This window comes from Pseudomonas sp. ok272 (assembly GCF_900109995.1).
Taxonomy (GTDB): Bacteria; Pseudomonadota; Gammaproteobacteria; order Pseudomonadales; family Pseudomonadaceae; genus Aquipseudomonas.
The window spans coordinates 516780-542101 of the sequence record NZ_FOCB01000001.1 but is presented as its reverse complement, the minus strand read 5'-3'; the positions used below and the strand labels follow the sequence as shown (position 1 = coordinate 542101).

Here is a 25322-nt window from a genome sequence, read left to right as displayed (position 1 = left end):
TCCAGGTTGGTGTTATCGAGCGTGCAAAAAATCGCTGCGGGTTATCCGCGGTTGTCCTGCGCCATCACAAACTGCCGGCAGCGCTCGCTGCGCGGATCAAGCAATACCTGCGACGGCGGGCCTTCTTCCTCGACCAAACCCTGGTGCAGGTAAATGACCTTGCTCGACACATCCCGGGCAAAGGCCATCTCGTGGGTCACCAGAATCATCGTGCGGCCTTCTTCGGCAATCCCCTGGATCACCCGCAACACCTCGCCCACCAGTTCGGGGTCGAGCGCCGACGTCGGCTCATCGAACAGCATCACTTGTGGACGCATGGCCAAGGCCCGGGCGATCGCCACCCGCTGCTGCTGGCCCCCGGAGAGGAACGCCGGGTAGGTGTCACGCTTGTCGATCAGGCCGACTTTTTCCAGCAGGTGCTCGCCGTGGGCGATGGCTTCCTTGCGGTCCTCGCCGAGCACGTAGACCGGGGCTTCGATGACGTTTTCCAGCACCGTGCGGTGGGGCCACAGGTTGAAACTCTGGAACACCATGCTCAACCGCGTGCGTAGCCGTTCGACCTGGCGCGGGTCGGCGACCTGCACCGCACCATGGCGCCCGGTCTTGAAGCCCACGGTTTCACCGTTGATGCGCAGGCTGCCACTGCACGGGATCTCCAGCAGGTTGATGCAACGCAACAAGGTGCTCTTGCCCGAACCGCTGGAGCCAATCAGCGACACCACTTCGCCCTCTTTGGCGCGCATCGAAATGCCCTTGAGCACATGGTGATCGGCGTAGCTCTTGTGCAGGTCGTCAATGGCGACGACCGCTGTGTCCGCTTCAGGCTGCGGGATGTTCACGTTGGTCAGTGCTTGCACGTCTGGTTCCTCGAATGCTGGTTGTTTGATCCGCCGGCCCCGCGCCCCTCGGTGGGAGCGAGCCGGCTCGCGAAGGCATTGCGCTTTCGCGAGCAGGCTCGCTCCCACAGGGGTGGCCGGATGAGCGGGGACTTACTCGTCCTCACGCGCCGGAATCCACCACTCTTCACCGCGCACAGTGCTGATGTACTCCGGCCAGCGGAAACGATGGGGCGCCTGGAAGTCGGCCGGCAGCAAGGGGGCCTGCCAGTGCTCGCCACCGATGCCGCCGCCCGTGCGCTGGTCGAACTCGGCCTTGGCCGCGCTGAGCAACTCGTCACGGCAGAACAGGTCGAGCAAGGTGGTGGCAATGGTCTTGGAGGCCACATTGATCATCGGGTCGATGGTCTCGCGAATCCCGCCCAACGCATTGGAGACCCAGTCCGGGTACACATGGCCCGCCGGCGCGGACAGCATCGGCCGGGCCACCAGCAAGCGCACCGTCGGGCAATGCCAGGTGTATTCGGGGTAGTCGTCGGAGGTCAGGTACTTCTGCCACGCCGGCATTTGCAGGCGCATCTGGCGTTCGCACTCCTGGGGATCGATCAACTGCTCAATCGCCGGCAAGAAAGGTTCGGCCATCGGTTCCAGGCCCAGGTTGACCTGGATCTCGCGCGCAAGGTCGCAGGCTTCGGCGCCCCACTGCGGAGCTCCGATGGCGGCGAGGTTGTCGTAGGTCGCCTGGGCCATCACATGATTGGGCAAGCCGCCACGGGACTTGCAGACCCAGGTCTTCTTCCACTGGCAGCCGGTCGCCATCGCGGCAGCGGCAGCGTTGTTGTCCATCACCGAGGAGATGGTCTCGGCCTGCTCGATCGAGTCGCAACGCAGCAGGTACTGGATCTGCGACAAGTGCGGCGGCAGGTTGTCGGCGGTGGCTTGGCCGGCGGTGAGGATCGCTTCGTTGTAGCTCCACAACCCGGTGAACGGCAGCGTCGAACGGCGCAGGCTTTCGTTGAGGTTGTAGAAGTGCATCAGCGCATCGTTGGCCCCCGGCGCACGGGCGGCCAGGTGGTTCTGTGGGATCGGGCTGTAGCGGTCGGCGGCGATCCAGTTTTCCGGGTCTTCGCAGGTGAAGCTGTAGATGTACGCATAAGCGATGCCGCAATGGGTATCCCAGGTCGTGGTGTTGTTCAACGGCAGCATGTAGGTGGGGTGAAAGCTGATCGCCGCGTCGAGGTTGTCGTAGTAACCCTTGGCCGCGTGTACCGGCTTGGAGGCACGCAGTTTCTCTGCCGGCTCGCCGAAGAAGCGGATGGTGCCCTGGATGCCGAACTCAAGCATGGTCGCCTTGGCGGCCAGCACGCCGCCCAGGGCACTGATACCCAGCGCCGAATGCGGGTCGGTATGGCCCGGGGCAAACCGCGACAGGCCGTCGCGGGGCATCTTGCGGGTGGTCGCCGCCTGGCAGTTGCCCGGCACCGCGTCGTATTCGGCGTAGGTCGCCAACACCGGGCCTTCGCCGTTGGTGAAGGTGGCGCAGAAGGCCGTCGGCATGCCGCCGCTGCCCTCCTCGACCGTGAAACCTTCCTGGCGCAGCAACTCGACGTACCAGGCGCAGGACTTGTACTCGCGAAACGCTGGCTCGGCGTAGTGCCAGATGATCTGGTGCCAGTCCGACAGTTGTTGACGATGCTGGTCGATCCAATTCAGGGCAAATCTTTTTTGCAGCTCCATGCAGCTCACTCCCAAAAATTCGGCAACGTTGACTCAGGCAGACAAAAAGGCGGCGGCGTCCAGTTCCAGCAACACGGGTTGGCGGGTGTCGGCCAGACCGGTCAACACTTCGCGCAACTGCTCGCGGCTACGGATGGGCAGATGCTGCACATGGCACGACTTGGCCAGCGCGGCGAAGTCCGGCGGCAGGATGTCGACCCCCAGGGGCGGGATATCGCGAGCGGTCATGTAGTCGCGGATCTCGGCGTAGCAGTGGTTGTTCCACAGCACCACGATCACCCCGGCACCGGCTTCGCGAGCGGCGATCAACTCGGCACTGGAGAACTGCACACCACCGTCGCCGACCACCGCGACCACCGGGCGATCGGGCATCGCCAGCTTGGCGCCAATGGCGGCGGGCAAGCCGTAGCCCAGGGTGCCGAAACCGGTACCGGCATTGAACCAACTGTTGGCTTGCGGAGCGCGATAACCCAGCGCGCCTTGGTACACCGGCTGGGTCGAGTCGCCGACCACAATCGGTGCCGGCAGGCTGTCGCGCAGGGTGTCGAGCATCTGCTGCATGACGTTTTGCTTGGGGCTCCAGCCCGCACGCTCGGCGGCATTGACCCGGGCCACACTCGCCGCTGCCCACTCGCTGCTGGCGGATTGCGGCAGGACGTCCAACAGTGCCAGCAGGCCCTGCTCGGCATCGCCCAGCAACCCGACATCGGCACGGGCGGCACCGAGAATCTGCAGTGGGTCGATGTCCAGGCGAATCAGCGGGGCATTCAGCACCAAGGGCCCGAGGCCAAAGAAGTCGTAATCGGTTTCACCCAGCTCGGTGCCCACCGCCAGCACCACATCGGCCTCGGCAAACAGCGCACGACCATGGGCCGATGACTGCACGCCATCGAGCAGCAAGGGGTGTTCGGGGGCCAGCAGGCCACGGGCGTTGGTGGTCAGGGCCACCGGCGCCTGCAGCCGCTCGGCCAGCGCTTGCAGCACCGGGCCGGCATTGCGTGCACCGCCGCCGGCGAGGATCAGCGGCTTGCGGGCCGCCGCCAGCAACTGGCTGGCCGCCGCGATGTTGACCGCCGCCGGGGCCGGGGCTTGGGGCAAGGTGCGTGGACGCAGGTCGAGGCCATCGGCGGACATCTCCAGCACATCCAGGGGGATTTCGATGTGCACCGGCCGTGGACGGGCGCAACTGAACAGAGCGAAGGCCCGGGCCAGCACTTCCGGCAGCTCTTGTGGACGCTGCAAGGTGTGACTGAAGGCGCAGACCCCGGAAACCACGGCGCGCTGGTCGGGCATTTCGTGCAGGTAACCGTGGCCCAGGCGCTGGTGCTCGCGCCGGCTGGTGGTGGAGATCACCAGCATCGGCACCGAGTCGGCGTAGGCCTGGCCCATGGCGGTCAGGATGTTGGTCATGCCGGGGCCGGTGATAATGAAGCACACACCGGGCTTGCCACTGGCGCGGGCGTAACCGTCGGCCATGAAGCCGGCACCCTGCTCATGCCGCGGGCTGATGTGGCGCAACGAACTGCCATGCAGGCCGCGGTACAACTCGACCGTATGCACGCCGGGAATACCGAACACCGAGTCCACGCCATAGCCTTCAAGCAGGCGAACGAGCGCCTGGGCACAACTGGTCATGCGAGCACCTCTTGTTTGTTCTTATTGTTGTCAGGTGCAGAGCGACCTGAACCGAGGGCTCTAGTATTGGTGACTAAATATTTACATCAATCGAAATTAATTTGCGTCATTGTCCAATTTTATTGAACAGACACATTCCCCAGCAGACGGCTTGACACGATCATTTCGCTCACCATTGACGGGGAAATTATTCGATTGTGGGGCGCCTTCATTTTCATAAAGATGGACCCGCCTCACGCCCCCACAAGGAACACCCCATGCGCGTCGAACGCCATCCCCTGCTGACCCGCACCCCTTGTACCCAACGCCAGTTGATCAGCCTCCACTACGGTCGGCCTGGGGCTGGCGGCAAGGCTTACCTGCAAGCCAGCCTGCACGCCGACGAACTGCCCGGCATGCTCGCGCTGCACCATCTGCGGCAATTGCTGGACGCGGCCCAGGCCCGTGGCGAGCTCCTCGGGGAGATTGTCCTGGTGCCCATCGCCAACCCTATCGGGCTGGAGCAGACGCTGATGCATGACGCGATGGGGCGCTTCGACTTCAACAGCGGTGAAAATTTCAACCGCCGGTATCCAGACCTTGCGCAGATGATCGCCGAACGCGTGGCCGCTCGACTGGGTGACGACGCGCAAGAGAACCAGCGCATCATCCGCCACGCCATGGGCGAGGCCCTGGGGCAGATGCAACCGAGCAGCGAAATCGACTCCATGCGCCAGGCCCAACTGCTGCTGGCCCATGACGCCGACGTGGTCCTCGATTTGCATTGCGACGCCCAGGCGGTGGTCCATCTCTATGGTGAAACGCCCAATCAAGCACAGCTTGAATCGCTGGCCCGCTACCTCGGCGCCCGCGCCACCCTGCTGGCTGACGGCAGCGGCGCCGGCTCATTCGACGAGGCCTGCGGCCAACCGTGGTGGCGCCTGGCAGAACAGTTCGCCGGACGCTTCCCGATCCCGGCCGGCTGCATGGCCGCGACGGTCGAGTTGCGCGGCGAAGCCCAAGTCGAATACGCCCTGGCAACCACCGATGCCGCAGGCTTGTACGCCTTCCTGCAACACCGCGGCCTGATCAAAGGCCCGCCACCGCCCTTGCCCGCCCTGCTCCAGCCCGCCACACCATTCAACGGTTCACTGACCCTGCGTGCGCCCTGCGCCGGGCTGGTGGTGTTCCTGCATCAACCGGGGGCCTGGATTGAAACGGACGAACCCGTGGCGCACCTGATCGATCCCATCAGCGGGGTGACACACGTGGTGTGCAGCGCCGTGAGTGGCGTGATGTACATGCGCAGCGCGATCCGCTTCGCAGCGGCGGGGGTTGAGCTGTGCAAAGTGGCGGGCGCGCAGGCGCTGGAGGGTGGCGTGGTGGTTTCGGCATAAGGCCGGACCATCAAGGCCGTCAGGACCTCGCGTGACGAAAACATTGCGTTAACGTAATGACACAGGCACCAAGACCGTGCCGCCCCCTGCCACTACACTCAGCTAAAGAAGGCCACCGAAGTGGCCTTTCTTATCACAACTCAGTCTTGAGCTTGTCAAACTCAGTCTTGATATCGCCAAGCATTAACTTGCGACCTGCGTTTTCTTTCATGTTGCTATAGACACATGAAATCGTATTGGGAATGGCACTCAGTGCCGTGCCAACAATATAGGCAACCCAACTACCGGTAACGTAAATACCCAAGGAAATGGCGGCCAACCCCAGCCCGCCCGTGAGGCGGCTAGCGTTATAGGGTTTCATTTCCCCATCTTCATAATAACTATCAGAAGTACATGCCATCCCCACGCCCGCGATAGTCCCTCCGATAGGGATCGCCATGAACATGACGTCTTGAGCGCTAAGTGTGCTCTTGCGGGTCACGTACCCAAGTGGGTAAATCGCGCCGACCGGCGTGACTTGGTAAGCGACGGGTTGACCTTCTTTAAACGCCATCAGGATCTTTTGCCCAACAGGCGCGTGCAGGCTCTCGTTGATCAAAATCGTTGGCAACAAATCACCGTCAGGAAACTCGAGCACCACCTCGAGCTTTACATCGGTGCCGATGTTGTTTGTGACGGAGACGTTATTACCCTGCTTGGACGTAGTCACTGAGCCAGTGGTGTGAGAACTGACCGTTTTGTCTCTTATGATGACAGGCAAACACTTGAATACCGGTTTTTTGCTCATGACTATTCCTTAGCTCCAGTGACTTCCAATACACACACAAGGCCAAACGCGAACGATGAACTCATCCCTTTCCCCACCTCGTTAAAATCCATATGCCCAAGCCGTACCGGGCAGAACGCCATCATCCATGAAGGCGAGAAACCTATCAAGCCACCGCCCATCAAGTGGATCACACACTTAAGCGTGATGACTGGCCCTAAAAGCGCCCTAACCCAAACGCCAGAAACGAAAAAGCCCCCGTAATCTTTAACAATTACGGGGGCTTAGTCTTATTCAATAATGGCGGAGAGATAGGGATTCGAACCCTAGGTACCGGTGAAGGTACAACGGATTTCGAATCCGTCCCATTCGGCCACTCTGGCATCTCTCCAACGGCGCGCATCATAACAGTACATTTGCCGGAAGCGAACCCCCTTGGCGAATTTTTTTCCGTGCTATCAGATGCTTGCGTCGATTACAGCGGTACGCCGAGGCGGTTGGCGACTTCTTCGTAGGCTTCGATGACGTCACCCAGGCCCTGGCGGAAGCGGTCCTTGTCCATCTTCTTGCCGGTGGCCTTGTCCCACAGGCGGCAGCCGTCCGGGCTGAATTCGTCGCCCAGGACGATGGAGCCGTCATGGAACACGCCGAATTCGAGCTTGAAGTCGACCAGCAGCAGGCCTGCGTCGTCGAACAGCTTGTTCAACACCTCGTTGACCTTGAGCGACAGTTCTTTCATGCGAACCAGTTGCTCGGCCGTGCCCCAACCGAATGCCACGACGTGGGATTCGTTGATGAACGGGTCGCCCTTGGCGTCGTCCTTGAGGAACAGCTCGAAGGTGTAAGGGTTGAGCTTCATACCCTCTTCAACGCCCAGGCGCTTGACCAGGCTGCCGGCGGCGTAGTTACGCACGACGCACTCGACCGGGATCATGTCCAGCTTCTTGACCAGGCATTCGTTGTCGCCCAGCAGCTTGTCGAACTGGGTCGGCACGCCGGCAGCTTCGAGCTTCTGCATGATGAAGGCGTTGAACTTGTTGTTCACCATGCCTTTGCGGTCGAGCTGTTCGATACGCTTGCCGTCGAACGCCGACGTGTCGTTGCGAAACAGCAGGATCAGGCGGTTGGCGTCATCGGTCTTGTAAACCGACTTGGCTTTGCCGCGGTAGAGTTCTTCACGTTTTTCCATGATGGGCTCCGCTTACTCAGTAGATGGGCTAGGCGATGTGTCGCCAGTCGAGCCCTGAATCTTGATCGGCCAGTTGCAGCCAGTCCGGGTCGCACCCAAGGGCGTCGACAAAACACTGCCGGGCCAGCTGTGGCAGGTTGTTCTTGCTGCTCAAGTGGGCCAGTACCAGGTGTTGCAGGTTTTGCCAGCCCAACTCGACCACCAGGCTTGCGGCCTGATGGTTATTCAAATGTCCCAGTTCGCCACCGACCCGCTGCTTGAGAAAGACCGGGTAATGACCACGGGCCAAGCGGTCGCGGCAGTGATTGGACTCGATCATCAATGCATCGAGGCCCTGGTAGCCCTGCACAACGCGTGCACAATATGACCCCAGGTCCGTCAACAGACCGAAGCGTCGCGTGCCGTCACTGAAGACGTACTGCGTCGGTTCCAGGGCATCGTGGGCAACGGCAACCACGCCGATACTCAACCCGCCGATCTGCAACTGCTCGCCACCGGCCACAAACCCCGCCGGCTCGACCGGCTTGCGCATCCCGCGCAGGGTTCCACGGCTCAGGTAGACCGGAATACTGTAGCGCCGAGACAGCAAACCCACGCCATGCACGTGGTCGGCATGTTCGTGGGTCACCAGTATCGCGCTCAACTGCGCAGGATTCACACCCAAGCGCAGCAGGCGTTTTTCGGTTTCCCGCAGGGAGAAACCACAATCGACCAGGATGACGGTGTCATCACTGGCTATCAGCGTGCCATTCCCTTGACTACCACTGCCGAGAACGGCGAAACGCATCGGATCAGCCCAAGTTGTCTTGAATCACGCCCAACACTTTGCGCGCCACTTCAGCCGGCGCCACGGTGTTGATGTTTTTCTCGACAGTCACCTGGACGTTATCGCCGACCTTGCTCAGGCGAACCTGATAGCGCTCGGCACGGGCTTCGATCTCTTCCTTGGCTGGCGTACTGCCGAACAGGCTGCTGAAGAAGCCAGGCTTTTCGTCTTTCTTCTCGGCTTTTTCGGCCAAGTTGATGTAGTACAGGCCCAGGGTGCGGTTGATGTCTTCAACGCGCCACTCGCCCAACTCCAGCGCGCGGCCCACACTCGACCAGGCACGGTCGAGATCGGTGCCAACGTTGAGCACCGGGTTGCCGCTGCCGTCTTCGCTCAGGCTGACGCGGTTGGGGGTGTCGAAATCACGCGAGGCGAGCATCGATACCGAACCGCCCTTCTCCGCAATGCGGCTCATGCTGACCAGCATGTCGTCGACCAATGCTGCGTCCAGGCCCGTGTTGACCGAACGGTTGGCGAAGGCGACATCGTCGGTGCTACCGGCAGCACGCTCGGCGCTGACCACATAGACTTCACTGGTGTTGCGCTGCACGCCAGGCTCGATCCGGACCCGCACGCGGGTCTCGGCATCGGCGGCGACGCCCGCGGCGGACAGGCGCTTGGCCATCGCGGCGGACAGTTCGTCCGAGCGCTGCCAGGTGGTGGTGAACTCGCCTGTTTGCGGGCGCTGCTCATCCAGGCGGAAACCGTTGTCCTGGAAGAACTGCACCGCCACTGGCCAGACTTCGGCCGGTGGGTGCTGGGCCATGACCCAGCGCGAGTCGCCGCTCTTCTGCAGGCTGTAGTCGGTGGCTTCGGCAATGGCCGACAGGGGCTGCGGACGCGGAACGATGTACTCGCCCTTCTGCGTGTCATCGGCCACGTTGCTCGGGATCGGCAACAACGGATCCAGACGCTTGGCCACCTGGACATCCGGCGGCAGTTTCATCGGGGCAGTCTGTTGCGCTTCGAGGTAATCGCTACCACGGTCACGGAAATAACCTTCCGGGCCCCAAACCCATCCGCAGCCACTGGTGCTGGAGATAATCAAGGCAAGTGCGGAAAGTCCGGCCAGTCGCTTCATGCGTTGTACTTCCTCAATTAAACCAGGACGCCGGACTGGCGCATGGCCTGCCGCAGCGTTTCATGACAAGGGGTGCTCAGCCAGGTCAACGGCAGGCGAATGCCTTCATGCATCAGGCCCATTTCGACCAAAGCCCACTTCACCGGAATCGGGTTGGCTTCGATGAACAGGTCCTTGTGCAGCGGCATCAATTTTTCGTTGAGGGCGCGTGCGGTCTCGGCGTTGCCTTCGAGTGCAGCCTCGCACAGGTCGGCCATCTCGCGCGGGGCGACGTTGGCGGTGACAGAAATGTTGCCCTTGCCGCCCATCAGGATCAGCTCGACCGCGGTCGGATCATCGCCGGACAGCACGATGAAGTCCTTGCTCACGCCATCGAGAATGGCCTTGGCGCGCTTCAGGTCGCCGGTGGCTTCCTTGATGCCAATGATGTTTTTCACGGTAGACAGGCGAATCACGGTCTCGGCCTGCATGTCGCACGCGGTGCGGCCAGGAACGTTGTAGAGGATCTGCGGGATATCGACCGCTTCGGCAATGTGCTTGAAGTGCTGGTACAGGCCTTCTTGCGTCGGCTTGTTGTAATACGGGACAACCAGCAGGCAGGCGTCGGCGCCGGCTTCCTTGGCGTTACGGGTCAGCTCGACGGCTTCGCGGGTGGAGTTGGCACCGGTACCGGCGATCACCGGGATACGGCCGCCGACCTGCTTGACCACGGCACGGATGACTTCGATATGTTCGTTGACGTCGAGGGTTGCCGACTCGCCGGTGGTACCGACGGCGACAATGGCATGGGTGCCATTTTTCAGGTGGAAGTCCACGAGTTTGCTGAGGCTGTCCCAGTCAAGACGCCCTTGTGCATCCATGGGTGTGACCAATGCCACCATACTGCCCGCAATCATGAAACCGCTCCTGCCGGAAAAAGAGAGCCGTAATGGTACTGGCGCCAAGATGCTTGCACAAGCGAAGTACTGCGCTCGTGCCATTCCCCTTGGCGCCGCTTTTCGCTACCCTTCAGACTTTGATCGGTACCGACTGGCTCATCCACCGGGTTAAAGCCTCCACTTTCGGCCTCACAAGCCCCGTTCCTGCGTTGCCACCCCATCGATCTCGCCGTACTTGAGTTCGTCGCAACCTGCTGGCACGGGCTTTGTCGATGTCACATCCGGACGCACACCCCGACACTTGAGCCTATAAACGTACCGACCGCTCATCGCTTTAGGAATGCTGCATGTCCACCCCCACAGTTCGCGAACAATTCCTTGTCATCAGTGCCCTCGGCGCCAACCCCATGGAGCTGACTAACGTCCTGTGCCGCGCCAGCCATGAAAACCGCTGCGCCGTGGTCACCTCCCGCCTGACTCGCCATGGCGAGTGCAGCGCGCTGGTCCTGCAGATCTCCGGCACCTGGGATGCCCTGGCACGCCTGGAAGCCGGCTTGCCCAGCCTGGCCAAGAAGCACGCCTTCACCGTCAACGTGGTGCGCAGCGCCGCCCTTGAGAACCGCCCGCAAGCCTTGCCGTATGTGGCCTATGTCAGCTCGGCCTACCGCTCGGACATCGTCAATGAGCTGTGCCAGTTCTTCATCGACCACAACGTCGAGCTGGAGAACCTGACCTGCGACACCTACCAGGCCCCGCAGACTGGCGGCACCATGCTCAACGCCACGTTCACCGTGACCTTGCCAGCCGGTGTACAGATCAGTTGGCTGCGCGATCAGTTCCTGGATTTCGCCGACGCACTGAACCTCGACGCGTTGATCGAACCGTGGCGCCCACAGAACCCAATGTAAGGAAGCGCTCCATGGCCGTTGCTATCGACCAACCGGTTCCAGCGTTCCAAGCCCCTGCCACCAGCGGGCAGACCGTCAACCTGGCGAGCCTCAAGGGCCAGCAAGTGGTGATCTACTTCTATCCCAAGGACAGCACGCCGGGTTGCACCACCGAGGGCCAGGGTTTTCGCGATCAGTACGCCCAGTTCAAGGCAGCCAACACCGAGGTGTTCGGCGTCTCCCGCGACAGCCTCAAGTCCCACGAGAACTTCAAGTGCAAGCAAGCGTTCCCGTTCGAGCTGATCAGCGACAAGGATGAAGCCGTCTGCCAACTGTTCGACGTGATCAAGTTGAAGAAGCTCTATGGCAGGGAATATCTGGGGGTTGATCGCAGCACCTTCCTGATCGACAAGAACGGCGTGCTCCGCCAGGAATGGCGCGGTGTGAAAGTGCCAGGGCATGTGGATACGGTGCTCGCTGCGGCTCAGGCGCTGAACAAGGCCTGACGCTACTGGCACCTAACAGGTCTCATCGCCAACGGGATAGCGATGAGACCCTCCCCTGCCGGCTAGAGCAACGGCGCAACCTCTGGCTCCTTGCGCGGCCACGCGTCCAGCACGGCCTTGAACAGGGTTGCCAGCGGAATCGCGAAGAACACGCCCCAGAACCCCCACAGCCCCCCGAACAGCAGCACCGCGCAGATGATCGCCACCGGGTGCAGGTTCACGGCCTCGGAGAACAGCAACGGCACCAGCACATTGCCATCGAGCACCTGGATGATCCCGTAGACGGCCATCAGATAGATGAACTGATCGCTCCAGCCCCACTGGAACAAAGCGATCAACATCACCGGTACCGTCACCACCACGGCCCCGACGTAGGGCACCACCACCGAAATCCCCACCAGCAACGCGAGCAATGCCGCGTAGTTGAGCCCCATCGTCACAAAGCCGATGTAGGTCACGACGCCGCAGATGACCATCTCCATGACCTTGCCACGGATGTAATTGGCGATCTGCCGGTTCATCTCCTCGGCCACCCGGGTGATCAGCGCCCGCTCACGTGGCAGGTACCCGCGCACCCACTGGCCAATCATGGCCCGGTCCTTGAGGAAGAAGAACACCAGGATCGGTACCAGCACCAGGTAGATCATGATGTTGACCAGCAGCGGCAGGCTGGACAGCGAAAACGTCAACGCCCACTGGACGAACTTGCCGATCTCACCCCGCGCCACCTCAATGGCCTGCAATACCTGCTCATCGGATACCAGGTGAGGATAGCGTTCCGGCAACAACAGCAGCAGCGATTGCCACTTGGCGAGCATGCCGGGCAGTTCGTTGAACAAGGTGATCAGTTGATGCCAGAGCAGTGGCAGCACCACGATCATGAACACCAGCACCACACCCATGAACACCGCGAATACCAGCCCCACCGCCGCTACGGCCGGCACACGAAGGCGCTCCAGGAAGCTGACCTGGCCTTGCATCAGGTACGCCAGCACCATCCCCGCCAATACGGGCGCAAGCATGCCACCGAGGGTCAGGACGGCGGTGAACGCCAGAATCAACAGAACGGCCAGCACCACCGCCTCTTCGTCGGAGAAGTAGCGCTGAATCCAGTCGCGTAGCACTTTGAACATCAATAATCCTTAACCGTGGGCCCCGAGAACACTCAGGCTTTTTTCAACCAGTAGCGATAGACACCCGCTTCGTCTTCTTCGCGCAGCAAGGTATGACCGGCGAGCCGGGCAAAGGTGCGAAAGTCGCGCTGCGAGCCCGCGTCGGTGGCGATAACCTTGAGCACCGCACCGCTGGCCAGCCCGTTGAGTGCCATCTTGGCCTTGAGCAACGGCAGCGGACAGTTGAGCCCGCTGGCATCCAGCTCGGCGTCATGTACTACAGCGTCGGTCATCGAGTCGCTCCGTTCAGGTGATTGAGTTGCCTAGAATATCTGGTCGCAACGTCACTGTCCGGCTACAGTAAGGTCTTTGTCGACTAAGGCCCTGTGCATGACTTTTCTGCGCCCCACGCTGCTGACGCTCGCCTGCCTGCTTGCCTCACCAGGCTTCGCCGACGACCTGCCGTCACTGGGTGATGCCAGTTCAGCCATCGTCTCGCCGCAACAAGAGCACCAACTGGGTCGCGCCTGGCTGGCCATGCTGCGCAGCCAGGTGTCGCAACTCAATGACCCACAGCTCAAGAACTACGTTGAAACCAGCGTCTACAAACTGGTGGAGACCAGCCAGCTCAACGACCGGCGCCTTGAGTTCATCCTGATCGACAGTCCGCAACTCAACGCCTTCGCCGCGCCCGGCGGGATCGTCGGGGTCAACGGCGGCCTGTTCCTCAATGCCCAGACCGAAGGCGAATACGCTTCGGTACTGGCCCACGAACTGGCTCACTTGTCGCAACGCCACTTCGCCCGGGGCGTCGAAGCCCAGCAACGCATGCAAGTACCGATGATGGCCGCCCTGCTCGCCGGCATCATCGTGGCCGCTGCCGGCGCCGGTGACGCCGGGATCGCCGCCATTGCCGGCACCCAGGCTGCCGCCATCCAGGAACAGCGACGCTTCTCGCGCCAAAACGAGCAGGAGGCCGACCGTATCGGCATCCTCAACCTGGAAAAGGCCGGCTACGACCCACGCTCGATGCCGTCCATGTTCGAGCGCCTGATGCGCCAGTACCGCTTCGATGCCAAGCCGCCGGAATTCCTACTGACTCACCCGGTCACCGAATCGCGGATCGCCGACACCCGTAACCGCGCCGAACAGGCACCGTCGGGCGGCCGGGAAGACAGCATGACCTATCAGTTGATTCGCGCACGCGTGCAACTGATCTACGAAGAAACCCCAGGCCTTGGCGCCAAGCGCTTTCGCGCCCAGCTCGATGAAAACCCGAAGAACGACGTGGCCCGCTACGGCCTGGCCATCGCCCAGATCAAGGGCGGGCAGTTCGATGACGCCCGCGAAAACCTCAAGCCATTGCTGGCCAAGGCGCCCAACGAAATCATCTACAACCTGGCCCAGGTCGACCTCGACTCGACCAGCAATCGACTGACTGAAGCCCAGAGCCGGGTGGACCGGTTGCTCACCCAGTATCCTCGCAACTATCCACTGAACCAGGTGCGCGTCGACCTGCTACTCAAGCAAAACCGCCCCGCCGACGCCGAGAAAGCCCTGGAAGCACTGCTCAAGAGCCGCCCGGACGATCCGGACGTGTGGTACATGGTTGCCGAAACTCGCGGCCTGTCCGGGAACATCATTGGCCTGCACCAGGCACGCGCCGAGTATTTCGCACTGGTGGGCGACTACCGCCAGGCGATCCAGCAACTGGACTTCGCCAAGCGCAAAGCCGGCAGCAACTTCCCACTGTCCTCTCGCATCGATGCGCGCCAGCGCGAACTGATGGAGCAGGAGCGCCTGATCAAGGACATGATGGGCTGACACCCGCCCCACGAAAAAGCCCCTCGATGAGGGGCTTTTTTTTGCACGGCGGGTATTAGCCCGTCAGCATCAGGTCATCTGAATGATGGTCTGCATGATGGTGCTTTGGGTGGAAATAGTCTTGGCGTTCGCCTGGTAGTTGCTCTGGCCCTTGATCAGGTCGACCAGCTCGTTGGTCAGGTTGACGTTGGAGTCTTCCAGGGAGTTGGAAACCACTGAGCCCAAGGTACCGGTTTCAGCAGTGTCATACGCGGCAAAACCGGAGGAATATGTCTCTTTCCAGCCGGTACCGCCCACCGGTTGCAGACCCTGCTCGTTGTTGAAGCTGGCCAGGGAGACCTGACCGATGGCCTTGGACTGGCTGTTGCTGAAGTTGGCGAACAGGGTGCCGGTGCCGTCGATGGTCAGGTTGGTGATCTGGCCGGTGGCATAGCCGTCCTGAGTCGGCAGGTTACGCGTGCTCTGGGCATTGAACTGGGTGGTGCTGGTCAAGTTGTTGGCAACACCGCCCGGGTTACCGGCTGCGCCGTTCGCCGTCCATACGCCATCAGTAACCTTGCCTGGCGTCCAGACGCCAGCACCCATGACGATCGAGTTACCGCTAATCGTAAACGGGCTATCGGTTGCCGGCGTAGGCGCGGCAATACCCAGCAGCTTGCCGTCGGAACCGAACGTCAGGGTCATCGGTGCCTGGTTGCTGGCAGTCGGTGGCGTGGCCTTGGGATCAGCAGGCACATAGGCGTCGCCGTTAGGATTGCGACCATCTATCAGGGTGTAGGTCTCCCAGGTGTTGGCGCCAGTCTTGACCATGTACTGGTCCATGAAATGCTGGTTGCCCTGGCTGTCATAGATCGGCGTACTGAACATTTCGGTGTAGGTGTCGATCTTAGTCGGGTCGAACGCCGTGGTGGTCTGATCAATCGGCAACTTGCTGGAGTTCAGGTTGATCTGGGACGCAATGGAACCGGTGCTTTTCGGCGCCAGGTTCGACTGGTCGATCTTCAGGTCACTGAGCACGCCATTAATGATCTTGCCGTTGGCATCGACGCCGTAGCCCTGCAGGCGAGCAGTACCGGTGCCGTTGGTGATGAAGCCATCCTTGTCGACCCTGAAGGCACCGGCACGGGTGTAGGTCAGCGAGCCGCTGTCGTTGAGCACGAAGAACCCCGAGCCCTGGATGGCCATGTCCAGCACGTTGCCGGTGTTGGTCACGTCACCTTGGCCAAATTGCTGGGAAACGTTGGCCAGGCGTACACCATTGCCGATGGTCTTGCTGCCGCTACCCAGCTTGGTGGCCGAGTAGACGTCTTCGAATTCAGCACGCGAGGATTTGAAGCCGGTGGTGCCGACGTTGGCGATGTTGTTGCCGGTAACGTCCAGTTGTTTGTTGGCCGCATAGAGACCGCTAAGGCCGATATTAAAACTCATATTCCACTCCTTAATGCCGCATTAGCCGGCGCTATAGACCAATCGTTTGTACTTTGGACAGGGCGATGGAGCCCATGTTGGCCAGGTTCAACATCATCTCGCCGCCGGTCTGGCTGACGGTCACGCTGTTGACGGTTGCCGGCAGGTAAGTAATCAAGTCGGTAGCCTTGCCGTCGATCTGCGCGCTGGCCTTGAAGGTGTAAGTCCCCGGATCGACTTTCTCGCCGTCGGCATTGGTGCCGTCCCAGACGAAACTTGCCTTGCCCGCTGCCTGGGAACCCAGGTCGATGGTCTTGACCACCTTTCCGTCCTTGTCGGTGACGGTCACCGTGGACGCGCCCACCGAAGTTGGCATGACGGCCGTGCCAGTCATGCTCTTGGTGGTGTCGACATACGCGGAACCGGCTTGCACGATCACCGAGCGCCCTACCAGCGACGAGGCCTGCAAGGCTTGCGAGGAGTTGAACGTCCCGGCGATGTTGTTCACCGACGAATTCAGCGTCGTGATGCCTTCCAGGCTACTGAACTGTGCCAACTGGGCCACGAAGGCGCTGTTGTCCTGAGGGTCGAGCGGGTTCTGGTTCTTGAGCTGGGTGACCAGCAACTGCAGGAACGCGTCCTTGCCCAGCTCATTCTTGCCGGTCTTGCCGTTGGTGGCAGCCGCCAGGCCATCGTTGTTGGGGGTCACGGTCTTCTTCGAGGAATTCGCGAGAATGTCCTTGAGACTCAGGCCACTGGTGGTATCGGTAACACTCATCTGAGTTGCCCCTTATCACTGACCGAGGGTCAGGACCTTCTGCATCATGGTCTTGGCGGTGTTCATCATTTCCGCGTTGGTCTGGAACGAGCGGCTGGCGGAGATCATGTCTGCCATTTCTTCAACCACGTTGACGTTGGGGTAAAACACATAGCCCTTGGCGTCAGCCGCTGGATGGTTCGGCTCGTAGCGCGCCTCAAGATTGCTTTGGTCTTCAACCACACCCAGCACCTGGACACCCTGGCCCGCCGCGTCCTGGTTCTGGAACAGCGAATCACTGCCGCCCGATTGGCCGCCCTGGAACATGGTGGCGAACACCGGGTGCCGGGCACGGTAGGTCTGGTCGATGCTCGAAGAGACTGTCTCGGCGTTGGCGATGTTACTGGCCACCGTGTTCAGGCGAGTGGTCTGGGCACTCATGCCGCTGCCGGCAATGTTGAAGACACTGGAAAGAGACATCCGATTACTCTCCGCGCAGGGCCGAGATCAGCCCTTTGAATTTGCTGTTGAGCAGCGTGAAGCTGGCCTGGAAGTTCACCGCGTTTTCGGCATAGCTGGATTGCTCCAGTTGCGCGTCCACGGTGTTCTGGTCAATCGAGGGTTGCATCGGCGTGCGATACAGCAACGACTCGTCACCACCGCTCAAGCCTTGCGCTTCGATATGACGCTTGTTGGTCATGTTCAAGGCAAACGTGCCGTTCTTGCTCTTGTCGCTTTGCGCGGCCAGGACTGCCGAGAAGTCCAGATCCCGAGCCTTGTAGTTCGGGGTATCGGCGTTGGCGATGTTGTTGGCCAGGACTTCGGCACGCTGGGCGCGGAAGCCCAGGGCTTGTTCGTGGATACCGAGCGCTTTGTCGAAGCTGATGCTCATGGCGCAAACCTTTGGATGACCTGATTTTTCGTAACAGGGATATAGCAAGCCCCGTGCCAGTTTCGCCACCCCCTACAAACCGGGGCTTTGGGCGCAGTGGCAAGGCGTCAATGCCAGAAAAGCGGCAACAAATGACCGTCGGCTGCCGCTTTTCTGCCGCCTGTCGCCCTCCCTACAAGGAAGGCCAGGGGAAGACACAAAAAAAACGGGAGCCCCTGAGGACTCCCGCTCTGCTTGAAGCGCCATACCCTTACTTGGCCTGGTAGATGATTCCAGGACTGCACTGAACCATCTGGTAGTGGTCCGGCAAACCGTTCAATGCCTCGGAGGCACCAAGGAACAAATAACCACCCGGCTTGAGCGTGCTGTGAATGCGCAAGAGAATGTCCTTCTTCACTTCGGCCGAGAAGTAGATCAGCACGTTGCGACAGAACACGATGTCGAACTTGCCCAGGCCGGCGTAGCTGTCCAGCAAGTTGAACGAGCGGAACTCCACCCGGCCCTTGATCGGCGCCTTGATCGCCCAGCGGCCCGGCCCTGCGGGGTCGAAGTAACGCTGCAAGCGCTCCGACGACAGGCCACGACCAATGGCCAGGCTGTCGTACTCGCCGCTCTTGCAGTTGGTCAGCATGGTACCGGACAAGTCAGTGGCAACGATCTGCGCGCCCATCCTCAACTGCCCCATGTTGACGCGCTCGAACTCGTCGATCGACATCGACAGCGAATACGGTTCCTGCCCCGATGAGCAGGCCGCCGACCAGATGCGCAGGCGCTGGCCGGGGCTGGCCTTGATCGCCTCGGGCAACACTTTGTTCTTCAAGACTTCAAACGGGTAGGTGTCACGAAACCACAGGGTTTCGTTGGTGGTCATTGCATCCACCACCATTTCGCGCAAGCCGCTGCGTGGCTGGGCCTGGATACGCTGGACCAACTCACCCAACGACTTGATACCTTGCTGCTCCATCAGCTTGTTAAGACGGCTCGACACCAGGTACTGCTTGTTTTCACCGAGCAAAATGCCACAGGCTTTTTCCAGGAAGACCCGGAACTGTTCAAAATCCAAATTACCCGTAGACAATGATACCGCCTCTTAAATCGTGTTGACCGCCAGGGGAGAAACCCCCGGGCTGTTGTCTGCTGCTTTGATCCGGTCGACCACCCGGGATGCCAAGTCATCAGGGCGAAATTTGGCCAGGAAGTCATCTGCGCCGACTTTCTTGACCATCGCCTGATTGAAAACACCCGACAACGAAGTATGCAGGATGATATGCAGCTTTTGCATGCGAGGGTCGTGGCGTATCTCGGCCGTCAGCGTGTAGCCGTCCATTTCAGGCATTTCGATGTCGGAAATCATCATCAAGAACTCTTCTTCCGGCTTCTTGCCTTCCTCGACCAGCTTGCGCAAGTAATCCAGCGCCTGTCGGCCGTCGTTCAACGCGACAACCTCAACCCCCACCGTTTGCAGGCAGCGCGAGACCTGCTTGCGCGCCACCGATGAGTCATCCACCGTCAGCACCCGCAACGACAATGCCTTGTGCTGGGTCTCGACATCCACCACACCGGCGGAGATCGCTTCCGGGGCTGGCGCCACTTCCGCCAACACCTTCTCGACATCAATGATTTCGACCAATTGATTGTCGACCCGCGTCACCGCCGTCAGGTAGTGCTCATGCCCCGTCCCCTTGGGTGGCGGATGGATCTCCTCCCAGTTCATGTTGACGATCCGCTCCACCGAACGCACCAGGAACCCCTGGGTCTTGGTGTTGTATTCGGTAATGATCACAAAGGGATTGCTCTGGTCCTGCAACCTGCCGGAGCCGGTAGCCATGGACAGGTCCAGAATTGGAATGGTTGCCCCACGAATATTGGCCACACCGCACACGACAGGATTGGATTTGGGCATCAACGTCAGCTTCGGGCACTGCAGCACCTCCCGAACCTTGAACACATTGATCCCATAGAGCTGCTGCCCGTCGAGACGAAACAGCAACAACTCCAGGCGATTTTGCCCTACCAGTTGCGTGCGCTGGTTTACCGAGTCCATTACACCCGCCATGCTCACTCCCCAAAACCAACGCTAAGTGTGTTGCGACGCACATTAATCACTAAACGGCACGGCGCTTGCTTTTTAACTGCCATGAAACCAAACCCGACATTTTTCCGACACCTGACCTCAGCAGGCCGCCGATGGCTCTGCGCAACGGCAGCCCTGTGCCTTTTCGGCACCAGCCACCCTGCCCTGGCCGAGCCGGTTACGTTGCCTGATCTACTTATCGGCGTCACTCAGGGCTTTCTTGAGTTCACCGTAGAAGACTACCTGGCCACCAGTCAAACCGAAGGCCGCTACGAAATCGAAGTCAACAAGCTCGATCCACGCCTGCGCCTGCCTGCTTGCGACAAGGAATTGACAGCCACTCTGGAGAGCCCGGCCAAGCCAATCGGACGGGTTACCGTGAAGGTCCGGTGCGACGGCGCCTCCCCCTGGACCGTCTTCGTGCCCGCTCAAGTCCGCCTGTTTCGCGACGTCGTCACCACCACCCGGCCACTCAAGCGCGCCGGGATCATCGAGCCTGGCGACGTGGCCATGCGCGAGCGCGATATCAGCCTGATCAACCAGGGGTACATGACCGATGTCGACCAAGCGATCGGGCAGAAACTTGTCCGACCAATGGTCAACGATCAGGTGATTACCCTGGTCCACCTGGAACAGGCGGAAGTGGTGCGCAAGGGCGACCAAGTGGTCATTACAGCCCGCAGTGGTACGCTCAGCGTGCGTATGCCCGGTGAAGCACTGACCAATGGCGGCATGAACGAACAGATCCGAGTCAAGAACCTCAACTCGCAACGCGTGATAAAGGCGCAAGTCACCGCGCCGGGGCAAGTGGAAGTCGCCATGTAGATCACTGGCGCAGCATCGGCCCTTTCCCTAAACTGCTCCTCATGCAGGGCTGATACTGACGTGCCCGGGCTCCCCAAGAATTGAGCCTAAAGTTTTCCCGGGGAGTGCCGAAAACATGGCAAGCGTCCAAATTCCCAGAGGTTTTTTACATCATGGTCATCGATTTCAGCCGTTTGAACAGTTCCTCTACGCTCACCAGCAGCACGCGTGCCAGCGCCAGCCAGGACACCGGCGAAACCGCTAAAACCGCACCACTGCCGACTCAGGCCGAACAGGTCGGGGCCAGCAAGAGCGGAGAATCGGTACACCTCAGTCACGAGGCGCAGCAGTTGCAAAAGCTCACTGACAAGCTGGCCGATCAGCCTGCCGTCGACAAAGCCCGCGTGGCCGAGTTGAAAGCAGCGATTGCCGATGGCAGCTATAAGGTCGACAGCAACCGCGTAGCCAGCAAATTGCTCAACTTCGAAGCCCAGCGCTAGCCAAAGGCCTGCGCAGGCTTTTGGACGCTTAAACCCCAAGGCCAGCCATGCACGACACTAATTTACTGCAACTGATCATCGACGACCTTGCTCCAGCTCAACAGTTGCTGGAGTTGCTCAACAGCGAATCCCTCGCACTGCACGGGCGCGACATGCCGTTGCTCGAAAGCATTCTGGCGCGCAAGCAAGGCTTGATCATCCTGCTGGAACAACATGGCCGCCGCCGCAGCGAAATACTTGCCAGCCTCAACCTGCCAACCAACCGCAGTGGCCTGGAGCAACTGGCTGCCCAGTCCAGCATCGGCGATCAACTGCTGAGCCAAAGTGATGTGCTGAATCAATTGCTCCAGGACTGCCAGGCCGCCAATGAGCGCAATGGCCAGTCGATTCAGGTGCAACAAGCCACTACCGCCAATCAACTGAAGATCCTCAACGGGGGCGAGTCTCCAACCCTGTATGACGCTCGCGGCTCAACGGCCATGGTCATGAAGCCTCGCCCACTCAGCCAGGCTTGAGCTCTTCATCAAGCGTGCTCTATCAAGGCACCGAACATGCTGGCAGAATGCTGGCTCTTGCGTGTGACCGTATCCTGTCTGGAGATTGATAAACCGTGTTCAACGCCTCAAGCGCGGAAGAAGCTCCGCAGCCACCCAAGGTGCTTGCCACCCCCTTGGAAATCGCTAGCAACCTGCGAATGCTGCAAGAGAGCCATGATCCCCTGATCATTACTTTTCATGAACGCAACCAGCGCTTCCAGAGCTACCTGGTCGACATCGATCGCGAAAGCAACCTGCTCGCGCTCGATGAAATGATCCCCCGCGATGGTGAACGCTATCTGCTGGCAGGTGAGCCGTTCCGGGTTGAAGGCTTTCACGAGGGCGTACGCATCGCCTGGGAAAGCAACGGTCCGCTGACCATCGATGAGTCCAACAACGGTCGCTGCTACCGCGGCACACTGCCCACCGAAGTGGTTTACCACCAGCGCCGCAATGCCTTTCGTGCGGCCTTGAAACTGGCGCAACTGGTCAACATCGAACTGGGCGGCGACAAGCTCAAGACGCCGCTGACCGGCAAGCTGCTGGACATCTCGGCGACCGGTTGCAAGTTGCGCTTTGAGGGCGACATTGCCAGCTCCAGCGGCCTGCAACTGGGCCAGGTGTATGAACGCTTCGTGGCTGCCCTGCCCTTCGGCGGCATGAGCGCTCCGGTTGAGCTGCGCTATCTGCACCATGAAGAGAAAATCGACACCACATTCGCCGGTGTACGCTTTCACAACATGAGCGGGCTGGTGCAGCGCCAGGTTGAGCGTTTCGTCTATCAGTTGCAGCGTGAAGCGCGCCGGTTCGACAAAGACGATCTCTGATCCAACCCCAAAAAAACGGGCAGCCCCTTGCGGTGACTGCCCGTTTTTTTATGCCCGGTTTAAGGCCTGGCCCTGGTAAAGCTTTCCGGCCCTGGGTGATCGGGCGGTGGATCGGCGTCATCCAGGTCGGTCTCGGGGCCTGGTTCAGTTTCGGGGTCCAACTCAGGACTGACGGCGGACTGCATCTGGTCCTGCACCACCTGCTCATCCACCCGCGGATCAAGCGCCGCCACCAGCGGTGAACTGGACATGCTTTCCGGCATCGCGACGTGTTGCAGCGGTGCGTCGTCGACCTGATGCAGGTTGGTTACCGCCTTTGGCCGAATCCGCCATACCAGCACCAGGGCGAAAAAACTGAAGAACGCGTACAGCATCTGGCTACCGAAAAACTTCATCAGCACACCCGCCAATAACGGCCCGATGCTGGCCCCTATGCCATAGGTCACCAACAACATCGCTGTCAGCGAGACCCGCCGATCCCCCTCGACGTGGTCGTTGGAGAACGCCACCGCCAATGGGTACAGGCAGAACTGCACCAACGAGCAGAGGAACCCGGCGATGAACAGCACTTCAAGGGGCACCTGCGGCATGATCGCCAACGGCAGCGCCGCGACGGCAAGGCAGATGGCAAAGCTGCGGATCAGCAGCGCCCGATCATAACGATCCGACAACCACCCCAACGGCCACTGCACCACCAACCCGGCAAAGATGCAGCTGCCCATGAACAAACCGACTTGCTCGGTAGACAGCCCTTGCTGTGTGGCATACAGCGGCGCCAGACCGTAAAACGAACCCACGATCAAGCCAGCGCCCAGCACCGTACTGAGGGACTGCGGAACGCGCTTCATGAAAAAGCGCGGTTCCATCGGTGCCGGATGCAGGGGCGCCGGGTGAATACGTCGGGTCAAGGTCACCGGGACCAGGCACAAGGCAAAACACAGTGCCACCAACATCAATAGCTCCGACCCCAGCGCCGGGTGCATGACCAGTATCAACTGACCCAGCACCAGCCCCAGATAGGACGCGATCATGTAGCCGCTGAACACCATCCCTCGCTGCTTGGTCTCGGCTTGCTCGTTCAGCCAACTCTCGATCACCATGTACTGGCACATCATGCCCAGACCGACGACCGTTCGCAGTACCAGCCATGCCGGCAGCCAGTCGATCAAGCCGTGCCCAAGCACGGCGGCGCCAACGATCCCGGCGCACGCCGAGTAGGCGCGGATGTGCCCGACCCGGGCAATCAACCGATGACCGATTTTGCCGCCCAACACCAGGCCGAAATAGTAGGCCGCCATCAAGGCACCGACCCACAAGCCATCGACGTGGTCAGCTGCCAGGCGCAACGCCAGGTAAGTGCTCAACAGGCCCGAGCCGATCAGCATCATCAGCGAAGAGAAATACAGCGCGCGAAAGGATTTCCAGATTAGGCGCATCGGCGTTCCGAGCGGCTCCTTGCGGTAAGTACCAGGCTAGCGTCAACGACAGCCTGGCGGCGACGGGTCGATTAGGCCTGGGCAGCTAGAACACGCCGTTCCCAGGGGGAGATTTCATCAAAGTAACTGGCCAACTCCAGGGTCTTCGACGCAATGTAGCCATCGATGAACTCCTTGCCGAACAACTCCTTCGCCAACTGGCTACGCTTCAGACGCTCAAGCGCCGCATGCAAGGTACACGGCAGTGACAAACTCTCCGGTACCTCGAACTCACCCTGGATCGGCGCAGTCGGTTCGAGCTCGTTTTCGATCCCGTGCAACCCCGCCGCCAGGCTGGCCGCAATGGCCAGGTACGGATTGGCATCGGCGCCCGGCAGGCGGTTTTCGACCCGACGAGCAGCCGCAGAACTGGCCGGGATCCGCAATCCAGCGGCCCGATTATCATGGGACCAGCACGCATTGTTCGGTGACGCGTAAGGATGGCACAGACGCTGATAAGAGTTCACGTTCGGCGCAAACAACGCGGTGAAATCCGCCATGCCAGCCTGCTGGCCACCAATGAAGTGGCGGAACATCGCCGTAGGTTGCCCGACGTCGTCACTGAACACATTACGTCCCGTGCCGATCTCGACGATGCTCTGGTGGATATGCATCGAACTGCCAGCAGTGTGGGCCAGCGGCTTGGCCATGCACACCACGATCAAGCCATGCTTGAGTGCCACTTCCTTGAGCAGGTGCTTGAACAGGAACGTCTGGTCGGCCAGCAACAAGGGATCGCCGTGCAGCAGGTTGATCTCGAACTGAGTGACGCCCATTTCATGCATGAAGGTATCGCGCGGCAGACCCAGCGCAGCCATGCACTCGTAGACCTCATTGAAGAAGGGTCGCAAGCCGTTGTTGGAACTGACGCTGAATGCGCTATGCCCCTCTTCGCGACGTCCATCCAGGCCAACAGGCGGCTGGAAGGGTTGGCTCGGGTCGGCGTTCGGGGCAAACACAAAGAATTCCATCTCGGTCGCCACCACCGGCGCCAAGCCGCGTGCCGCATAACGGGCAATCACCGCTTTCAACTGGCCGCGGGTGGACAGGCGCGAGCTTTCGCCGCTCAGCTCATCCGCATCACAGATGGCCAGGGCCCGAGGTTGCTTGCTCCATGGCAAGCGATGGATCTGTTGTGGATCGGCATTGAGCGCCAGGTCGCCATCGTCACTGCCGTAAAAACGTGCCGGTGGATATCCCCCCATGATGCACTGCAGCAGCACCCCGCGCGCCATCTGCAACCGCCGTCCCTCAAGGAAACCTTCAGCCGTCATTACCTTGCCACGCGGCACGCCATTGAGGTCCGGCGTGACACATTCGATCTCATCAATGCCGGTCAATCGCTGTGCGAGTGAACTCTGGCCATCGGTCGTCATGACGCTATCCTTGTTGTTCAA

26 protein-coding genes and 1 tRNA gene are annotated in these 25322 nt (G+C 60.6%); 8 read left to right on the top strand and 19 right to left on the bottom strand.

Features of this window, described 5'->3' with window-relative positions; all coding sequences use genetic code 11:
• Positions 1–41 precede the first annotated feature (41 nt).
• The 3 genes from BMW74_RS02590 to BMW74_RS02580 form a co-directional block, all read right to left on the bottom strand.
• The gene (locus BMW74_RS02590) at positions 42–857 is read right to left on the bottom strand and encodes an ABC transporter ATP-binding protein (RefSeq protein ID WP_305881712.1); all 816 of its coding nucleotides are present in this window, start codon (positions 855–857) and stop codon (positions 42–44) included.
• A gap of 132 nt (positions 858–989) precedes the next feature.
• On the bottom strand, positions 990–2573 hold the full coding sequence (locus BMW74_RS02585) for a zinc-binding metallopeptidase family protein (protein WP_093413175.1): 1584 nt from the start codon (positions 2571–2573) through the stop codon (positions 990–992).
• A gap of 33 nt (positions 2574–2606) precedes the next feature.
• Positions 2607–4208 carry a 5-guanidino-2-oxopentanoate decarboxylase gene (locus BMW74_RS02580; protein ID WP_093413172.1) on the bottom strand — a complete coding sequence of 534 codons (1602 nt, stop codon included), beginning with the start codon at positions 4206–4208 and terminating at the stop codon, positions 2607–2609.
• Positions 4209–4465: 257 nt separating this feature from the next.
• Between BMW74_RS02580 and BMW74_RS02575 the strand changes: the two genes are divergently transcribed.
• Complete coding sequence (locus tag BMW74_RS02575) at positions 4466–5584, top strand: succinylglutamate desuccinylase/aspartoacylase family protein (protein WP_093413169.1); 1119 nt, start codon at positions 4466–4468, stop codon at positions 5582–5584.
• A gap of 133 nt (positions 5585–5717) precedes the next feature.
• Here the strand turns inward: BMW74_RS02575 and BMW74_RS02570 are convergent, their stop codons facing one another.
• The 6 genes from BMW74_RS02570 to dapA all read right to left on the bottom strand — a co-directional run bounded on the left by BMW74_RS02570 (position 5718) and on the right by dapA (position 10342).
• On the bottom strand, positions 5718–6371 hold the full coding sequence (locus BMW74_RS02570; protein ID WP_093413167.1) for a hypothetical protein: 654 nt from the start codon (positions 6369–6371) through the stop codon (positions 5718–5720).
• Positions 6372–6651: 280 nt separating this feature from the next.
• A tRNA-Ser gene (locus tag BMW74_RS02565) sits at positions 6652–6741 on the bottom strand.
• 84 nt (positions 6742–6825) lie between these two features.
• Positions 6826–7539, bottom strand: coding sequence for a phosphoribosylaminoimidazolesuccinocarboxamide synthase (gene purC / locus BMW74_RS02560; RefSeq protein ID WP_093413164.1), 714 nt, complete (start codon positions 7537–7539; stop codon positions 6826–6828).
• A gap of 28 nt (positions 7540–7567) precedes the next feature.
• Positions 7568–8326 (bottom strand): MBL fold metallo-hydrolase, encoded by a 759-nt coding sequence (locus tag BMW74_RS02555; protein ID WP_093413161.1) that lies wholly within the window; start codon positions 8324–8326, stop codon positions 7568–7570.
• 4 nt (positions 8327–8330) lie between these two features.
• Positions 8331–9446, bottom strand: coding sequence for an outer membrane protein assembly factor BamC (gene bamC / locus BMW74_RS02550; RefSeq protein WP_093413158.1), 1116 nt, complete (start codon positions 9444–9446; stop codon positions 8331–8333).
• 17 nt (positions 9447–9463) lie between these two features.
• The gene (gene dapA, locus BMW74_RS02545) at positions 9464–10342 is read right to left on the bottom strand and encodes a 4-hydroxy-tetrahydrodipicolinate synthase (RefSeq protein ID WP_093413155.1); all 879 of its coding nucleotides are present in this window, start codon (positions 10340–10342) and stop codon (positions 9464–9466) included.
• Between the two features lie 329 nt (positions 10343–10671).
• Here dapA and BMW74_RS02535 point away from each other — a divergent pair, with 329 nt between their 5' ends.
• Positions 10672–11232 carry a glycine cleavage system transcriptional repressor gene (locus tag BMW74_RS02535; protein ID WP_093413152.1) on the top strand — a complete coding sequence of 187 codons (561 nt, stop codon included), beginning with the start codon at positions 10672–10674 and terminating at the stop codon, positions 11230–11232.
• 11 nt (positions 11233–11243) lie between these two features.
• The gene (locus tag BMW74_RS02530; RefSeq protein ID WP_093413149.1) at positions 11244–11717 is read left to right on the top strand and encodes a peroxiredoxin; all 474 of its coding nucleotides are present in this window, start codon (positions 11244–11246) and stop codon (positions 11715–11717) included.
• Positions 11718–11779: 62 nt separating this feature from the next.
• Here the strand turns inward: BMW74_RS02530 and BMW74_RS02525 are convergent, their stop codons facing one another.
• Positions 11780–12850: an AI-2E family transporter gene (locus BMW74_RS02525; RefSeq protein WP_093413146.1), complete on the bottom strand. Its 1071-nt coding sequence runs from the start codon at positions 12848–12850 to the stop codon at positions 11780–11782.
• A 32-nt stretch (positions 12851–12882) separates the two neighbouring features.
• Positions 12883–13122 carry a sulfurtransferase TusA family protein gene (locus tag BMW74_RS02520; RefSeq protein ID WP_093413143.1) on the bottom strand — a complete coding sequence of 80 codons (240 nt, stop codon included), beginning with the start codon at positions 13120–13122 and terminating at the stop codon, positions 12883–12885.
• A 97-nt stretch (positions 13123–13219) separates the two neighbouring features.
• On the opposite strand from BMW74_RS02520, the gene BMW74_RS02515 reads away from it, so the two are divergent.
• A complete protein-coding gene (locus tag BMW74_RS02515) occupies positions 13220–14653 on the top strand; it encodes a M48 family metalloprotease (RefSeq protein ID WP_093413140.1) in 1434 nt (477 codons plus the stop codon).
• 69 nt (positions 14654–14722) lie between these two features.
• On the opposite strand, the gene flgE is transcribed toward BMW74_RS02515, so the two are convergent.
• From flgE to BMW74_RS02485, 6 genes are all read right to left on the bottom strand, one after another.
• Entirely contained in the window at positions 14723–16081 is a 1359-nt protein-coding gene (gene flgE, locus BMW74_RS02510) for a flagellar hook protein FlgE (RefSeq protein WP_093413137.1), read from the bottom strand.
• 31 nt (positions 16082–16112) lie between these two features.
• Positions 16113–16838 carry a flagellar hook assembly protein FlgD gene (gene flgD, locus BMW74_RS02505; protein ID WP_093413134.1) on the bottom strand — a complete coding sequence of 242 codons (726 nt, stop codon included), beginning with the start codon at positions 16836–16838 and terminating at the stop codon, positions 16113–16115.
• A 15-nt stretch (positions 16839–16853) separates the two neighbouring features.
• Entirely contained in the window at positions 16854–17297 is a 444-nt protein-coding gene (gene flgC / locus BMW74_RS02500; protein ID WP_093413131.1) for a flagellar basal body rod protein FlgC, read from the bottom strand.
• 4 nt (positions 17298–17301) lie between these two features.
• Positions 17302–17709 (bottom strand): flagellar basal body rod protein FlgB, encoded by a 408-nt coding sequence (gene flgB, locus BMW74_RS02495; RefSeq protein ID WP_093413129.1) that lies wholly within the window; start codon positions 17707–17709, stop codon positions 17302–17304.
• A gap of 250 nt (positions 17710–17959) precedes the next feature.
• Positions 17960–18787 carry a protein-glutamate O-methyltransferase CheR gene (cheR, locus tag BMW74_RS02490; protein ID WP_093413126.1) on the bottom strand — a complete coding sequence of 276 codons (828 nt, stop codon included), beginning with the start codon at positions 18785–18787 and terminating at the stop codon, positions 17960–17962.
• 12 nt (positions 18788–18799) lie between these two features.
• Positions 18800–19765: a chemotaxis protein CheV gene (locus BMW74_RS02485; protein ID WP_093413123.1), complete on the bottom strand. Its 966-nt coding sequence runs from the start codon at positions 19763–19765 to the stop codon at positions 18800–18802.
• A gap of 81 nt (positions 19766–19846) precedes the next feature.
• Here BMW74_RS02485 and flgA point away from each other — a divergent pair, with 81 nt between their 5' ends.
• From flgA to BMW74_RS02465, 4 genes are all read left to right on the top strand, one after another.
• Positions 19847–20608, top strand: a complete 762-nt coding sequence (gene flgA / locus BMW74_RS02480; protein ID WP_093413120.1) for a flagellar basal body P-ring formation chaperone FlgA — start codon at positions 19847–19849, stop codon at positions 20606–20608.
• A 152-nt stretch (positions 20609–20760) separates the two neighbouring features.
• A complete protein-coding gene (flgM, locus tag BMW74_RS02475; protein ID WP_093413117.1) occupies positions 20761–21087 on the top strand; it encodes a flagellar biosynthesis anti-sigma factor FlgM in 327 nt (108 codons plus the stop codon).
• A gap of 47 nt (positions 21088–21134) precedes the next feature.
• On the top strand, positions 21135–21602 hold the full coding sequence (locus tag BMW74_RS02470) for a flagella synthesis protein FlgN (RefSeq protein ID WP_093413114.1): 468 nt from the start codon (positions 21135–21137) through the stop codon (positions 21600–21602).
• Positions 21603–21697: 95 nt separating this feature from the next.
• Positions 21698–22450 carry a flagellar brake protein gene (locus BMW74_RS02465; protein ID WP_093413111.1) on the top strand — a complete coding sequence of 251 codons (753 nt, stop codon included), beginning with the start codon at positions 21698–21700 and terminating at the stop codon, positions 22448–22450.
• 59 nt (positions 22451–22509) lie between these two features.
• Here BMW74_RS02465 and BMW74_RS02460 read toward each other — a convergent pair whose 3' ends face one another.
• On the bottom strand, positions 22510–23886 hold the full coding sequence (locus tag BMW74_RS02460; RefSeq protein WP_093413108.1) for an MFS transporter: 1377 nt from the start codon (positions 23884–23886) through the stop codon (positions 22510–22512).
• 71 nt (positions 23887–23957) lie between these two features.
• Positions 23958–25199, bottom strand: coding sequence for a glutamine synthetase family protein (locus BMW74_RS02455; protein WP_175479142.1), 1242 nt, complete (start codon positions 25197–25199; stop codon positions 23958–23960).
• Positions 25200–25322: the final 123 nt, after the last annotated feature.

Excerpts from the sequence above, each read along its gene's own strand:
- BMW74_RS02585 (WP_093413175.1), bottom strand. The coding sequence starts at position 2,573 with ATGGAGCTGCAAAAAAGATTTGCCCTGAATTGGATCGACCAGCATCGT.
- BMW74_RS02580 (WP_093413172.1), bottom strand. The coding sequence starts at position 4,208 with ATGACCAGTTGTGCCCAGGCGCTCGTTCGCCTGCTTGAAGGCTATGGC.
- BMW74_RS02575 (WP_093413169.1), top strand. The coding sequence starts at position 4,466 with ATGCGCGTCGAACGCCATCCCCTGCTGACCCGCACCCCTTGTACCCAA.
- BMW74_RS02570 (WP_093413167.1), bottom strand. The coding sequence starts at position 6,371 with ATGAGCAAAAAACCGGTATTCAAGTGTTTGCCTGTCATCATAAGAGAC.
- purC (WP_093413164.1), bottom strand. The coding sequence starts at position 7,539 with ATGGAAAAACGTGAAGAACTCTACCGCGGCAAAGCCAAGTCGGTTTAC.
- BMW74_RS02555 (WP_093413161.1), bottom strand. The coding sequence starts at position 8,326 with ATGCGTTTCGCCGTTCTCGGCAGTGGTAGTCAAGGGAATGGCACGCTG.
- bamC (WP_093413158.1), bottom strand. The coding sequence starts at position 9,446 with ATGAAGCGACTGGCCGGACTTTCCGCACTTGCCTTGATTATCTCCAGC.
- dapA (WP_093413155.1), bottom strand. The coding sequence starts at position 10,342 with ATGATTGCGGGCAGTATGGTGGCATTGGTCACACCCATGGATGCACAA.
- BMW74_RS02535 (WP_093413152.1), top strand. The coding sequence starts at position 10,672 with ATGTCCACCCCCACAGTTCGCGAACAATTCCTTGTCATCAGTGCCCTC.
- BMW74_RS02530 (WP_093413149.1), top strand. The coding sequence starts at position 11,244 with ATGGCCGTTGCTATCGACCAACCGGTTCCAGCGTTCCAAGCCCCTGCC.
- BMW74_RS02525 (WP_093413146.1), bottom strand. The coding sequence starts at position 12,850 with ATGTTCAAAGTGCTACGCGACTGGATTCAGCGCTACTTCTCCGACGAA.
- BMW74_RS02520 (WP_093413143.1), bottom strand. The coding sequence starts at position 13,122 with ATGACCGACGCTGTAGTACATGACGCCGAGCTGGATGCCAGCGGGCTC.
- BMW74_RS02515 (WP_093413140.1), top strand. The coding sequence starts at position 13,220 with ATGACTTTTCTGCGCCCCACGCTGCTGACGCTCGCCTGCCTGCTTGCC.
- flgE (WP_093413137.1), bottom strand. The coding sequence starts at position 16,081 with ATGAGTTTTAATATCGGCCTTAGCGGTCTCTATGCGGCCAACAAACAA.
- flgD (WP_093413134.1), bottom strand. The coding sequence starts at position 16,838 with ATGAGTGTTACCGATACCACCAGTGGCCTGAGTCTCAAGGACATTCTC.
- flgC (WP_093413131.1), bottom strand. The coding sequence starts at position 17,297 with ATGTCTCTTTCCAGTGTCTTCAACATTGCCGGCAGCGGCATGAGTGCC.
- flgB (WP_093413129.1), bottom strand. The coding sequence starts at position 17,709 with ATGAGCATCAGCTTCGACAAAGCGCTCGGTATCCACGAACAAGCCCTG.
- BMW74_RS02485 (WP_093413123.1), bottom strand. The coding sequence starts at position 19,765 with ATGGCGGGTGTAATGGACTCGGTAAACCAGCGCACGCAACTGGTAGGG.
- flgA (WP_093413120.1), top strand. The coding sequence starts at position 19,847 with ATGAAACCAAACCCGACATTTTTCCGACACCTGACCTCAGCAGGCCGC.
- flgM (WP_093413117.1), top strand. The coding sequence starts at position 20,761 with ATGGTCATCGATTTCAGCCGTTTGAACAGTTCCTCTACGCTCACCAGC.
- BMW74_RS02470 (WP_093413114.1), top strand. The coding sequence starts at position 21,135 with ATGCACGACACTAATTTACTGCAACTGATCATCGACGACCTTGCTCCA.
- BMW74_RS02460 (WP_093413108.1), bottom strand. The coding sequence starts at position 23,886 with ATGCGCCTAATCTGGAAATCCTTTCGCGCGCTGTATTTCTCTTCGCTG.
- BMW74_RS02455 (WP_175479142.1), bottom strand. The coding sequence starts at position 25,199 with ATGACGGCTGAAGGTTTCCTTGAGGGACGGCGGTTGCAGATGGCGCGC.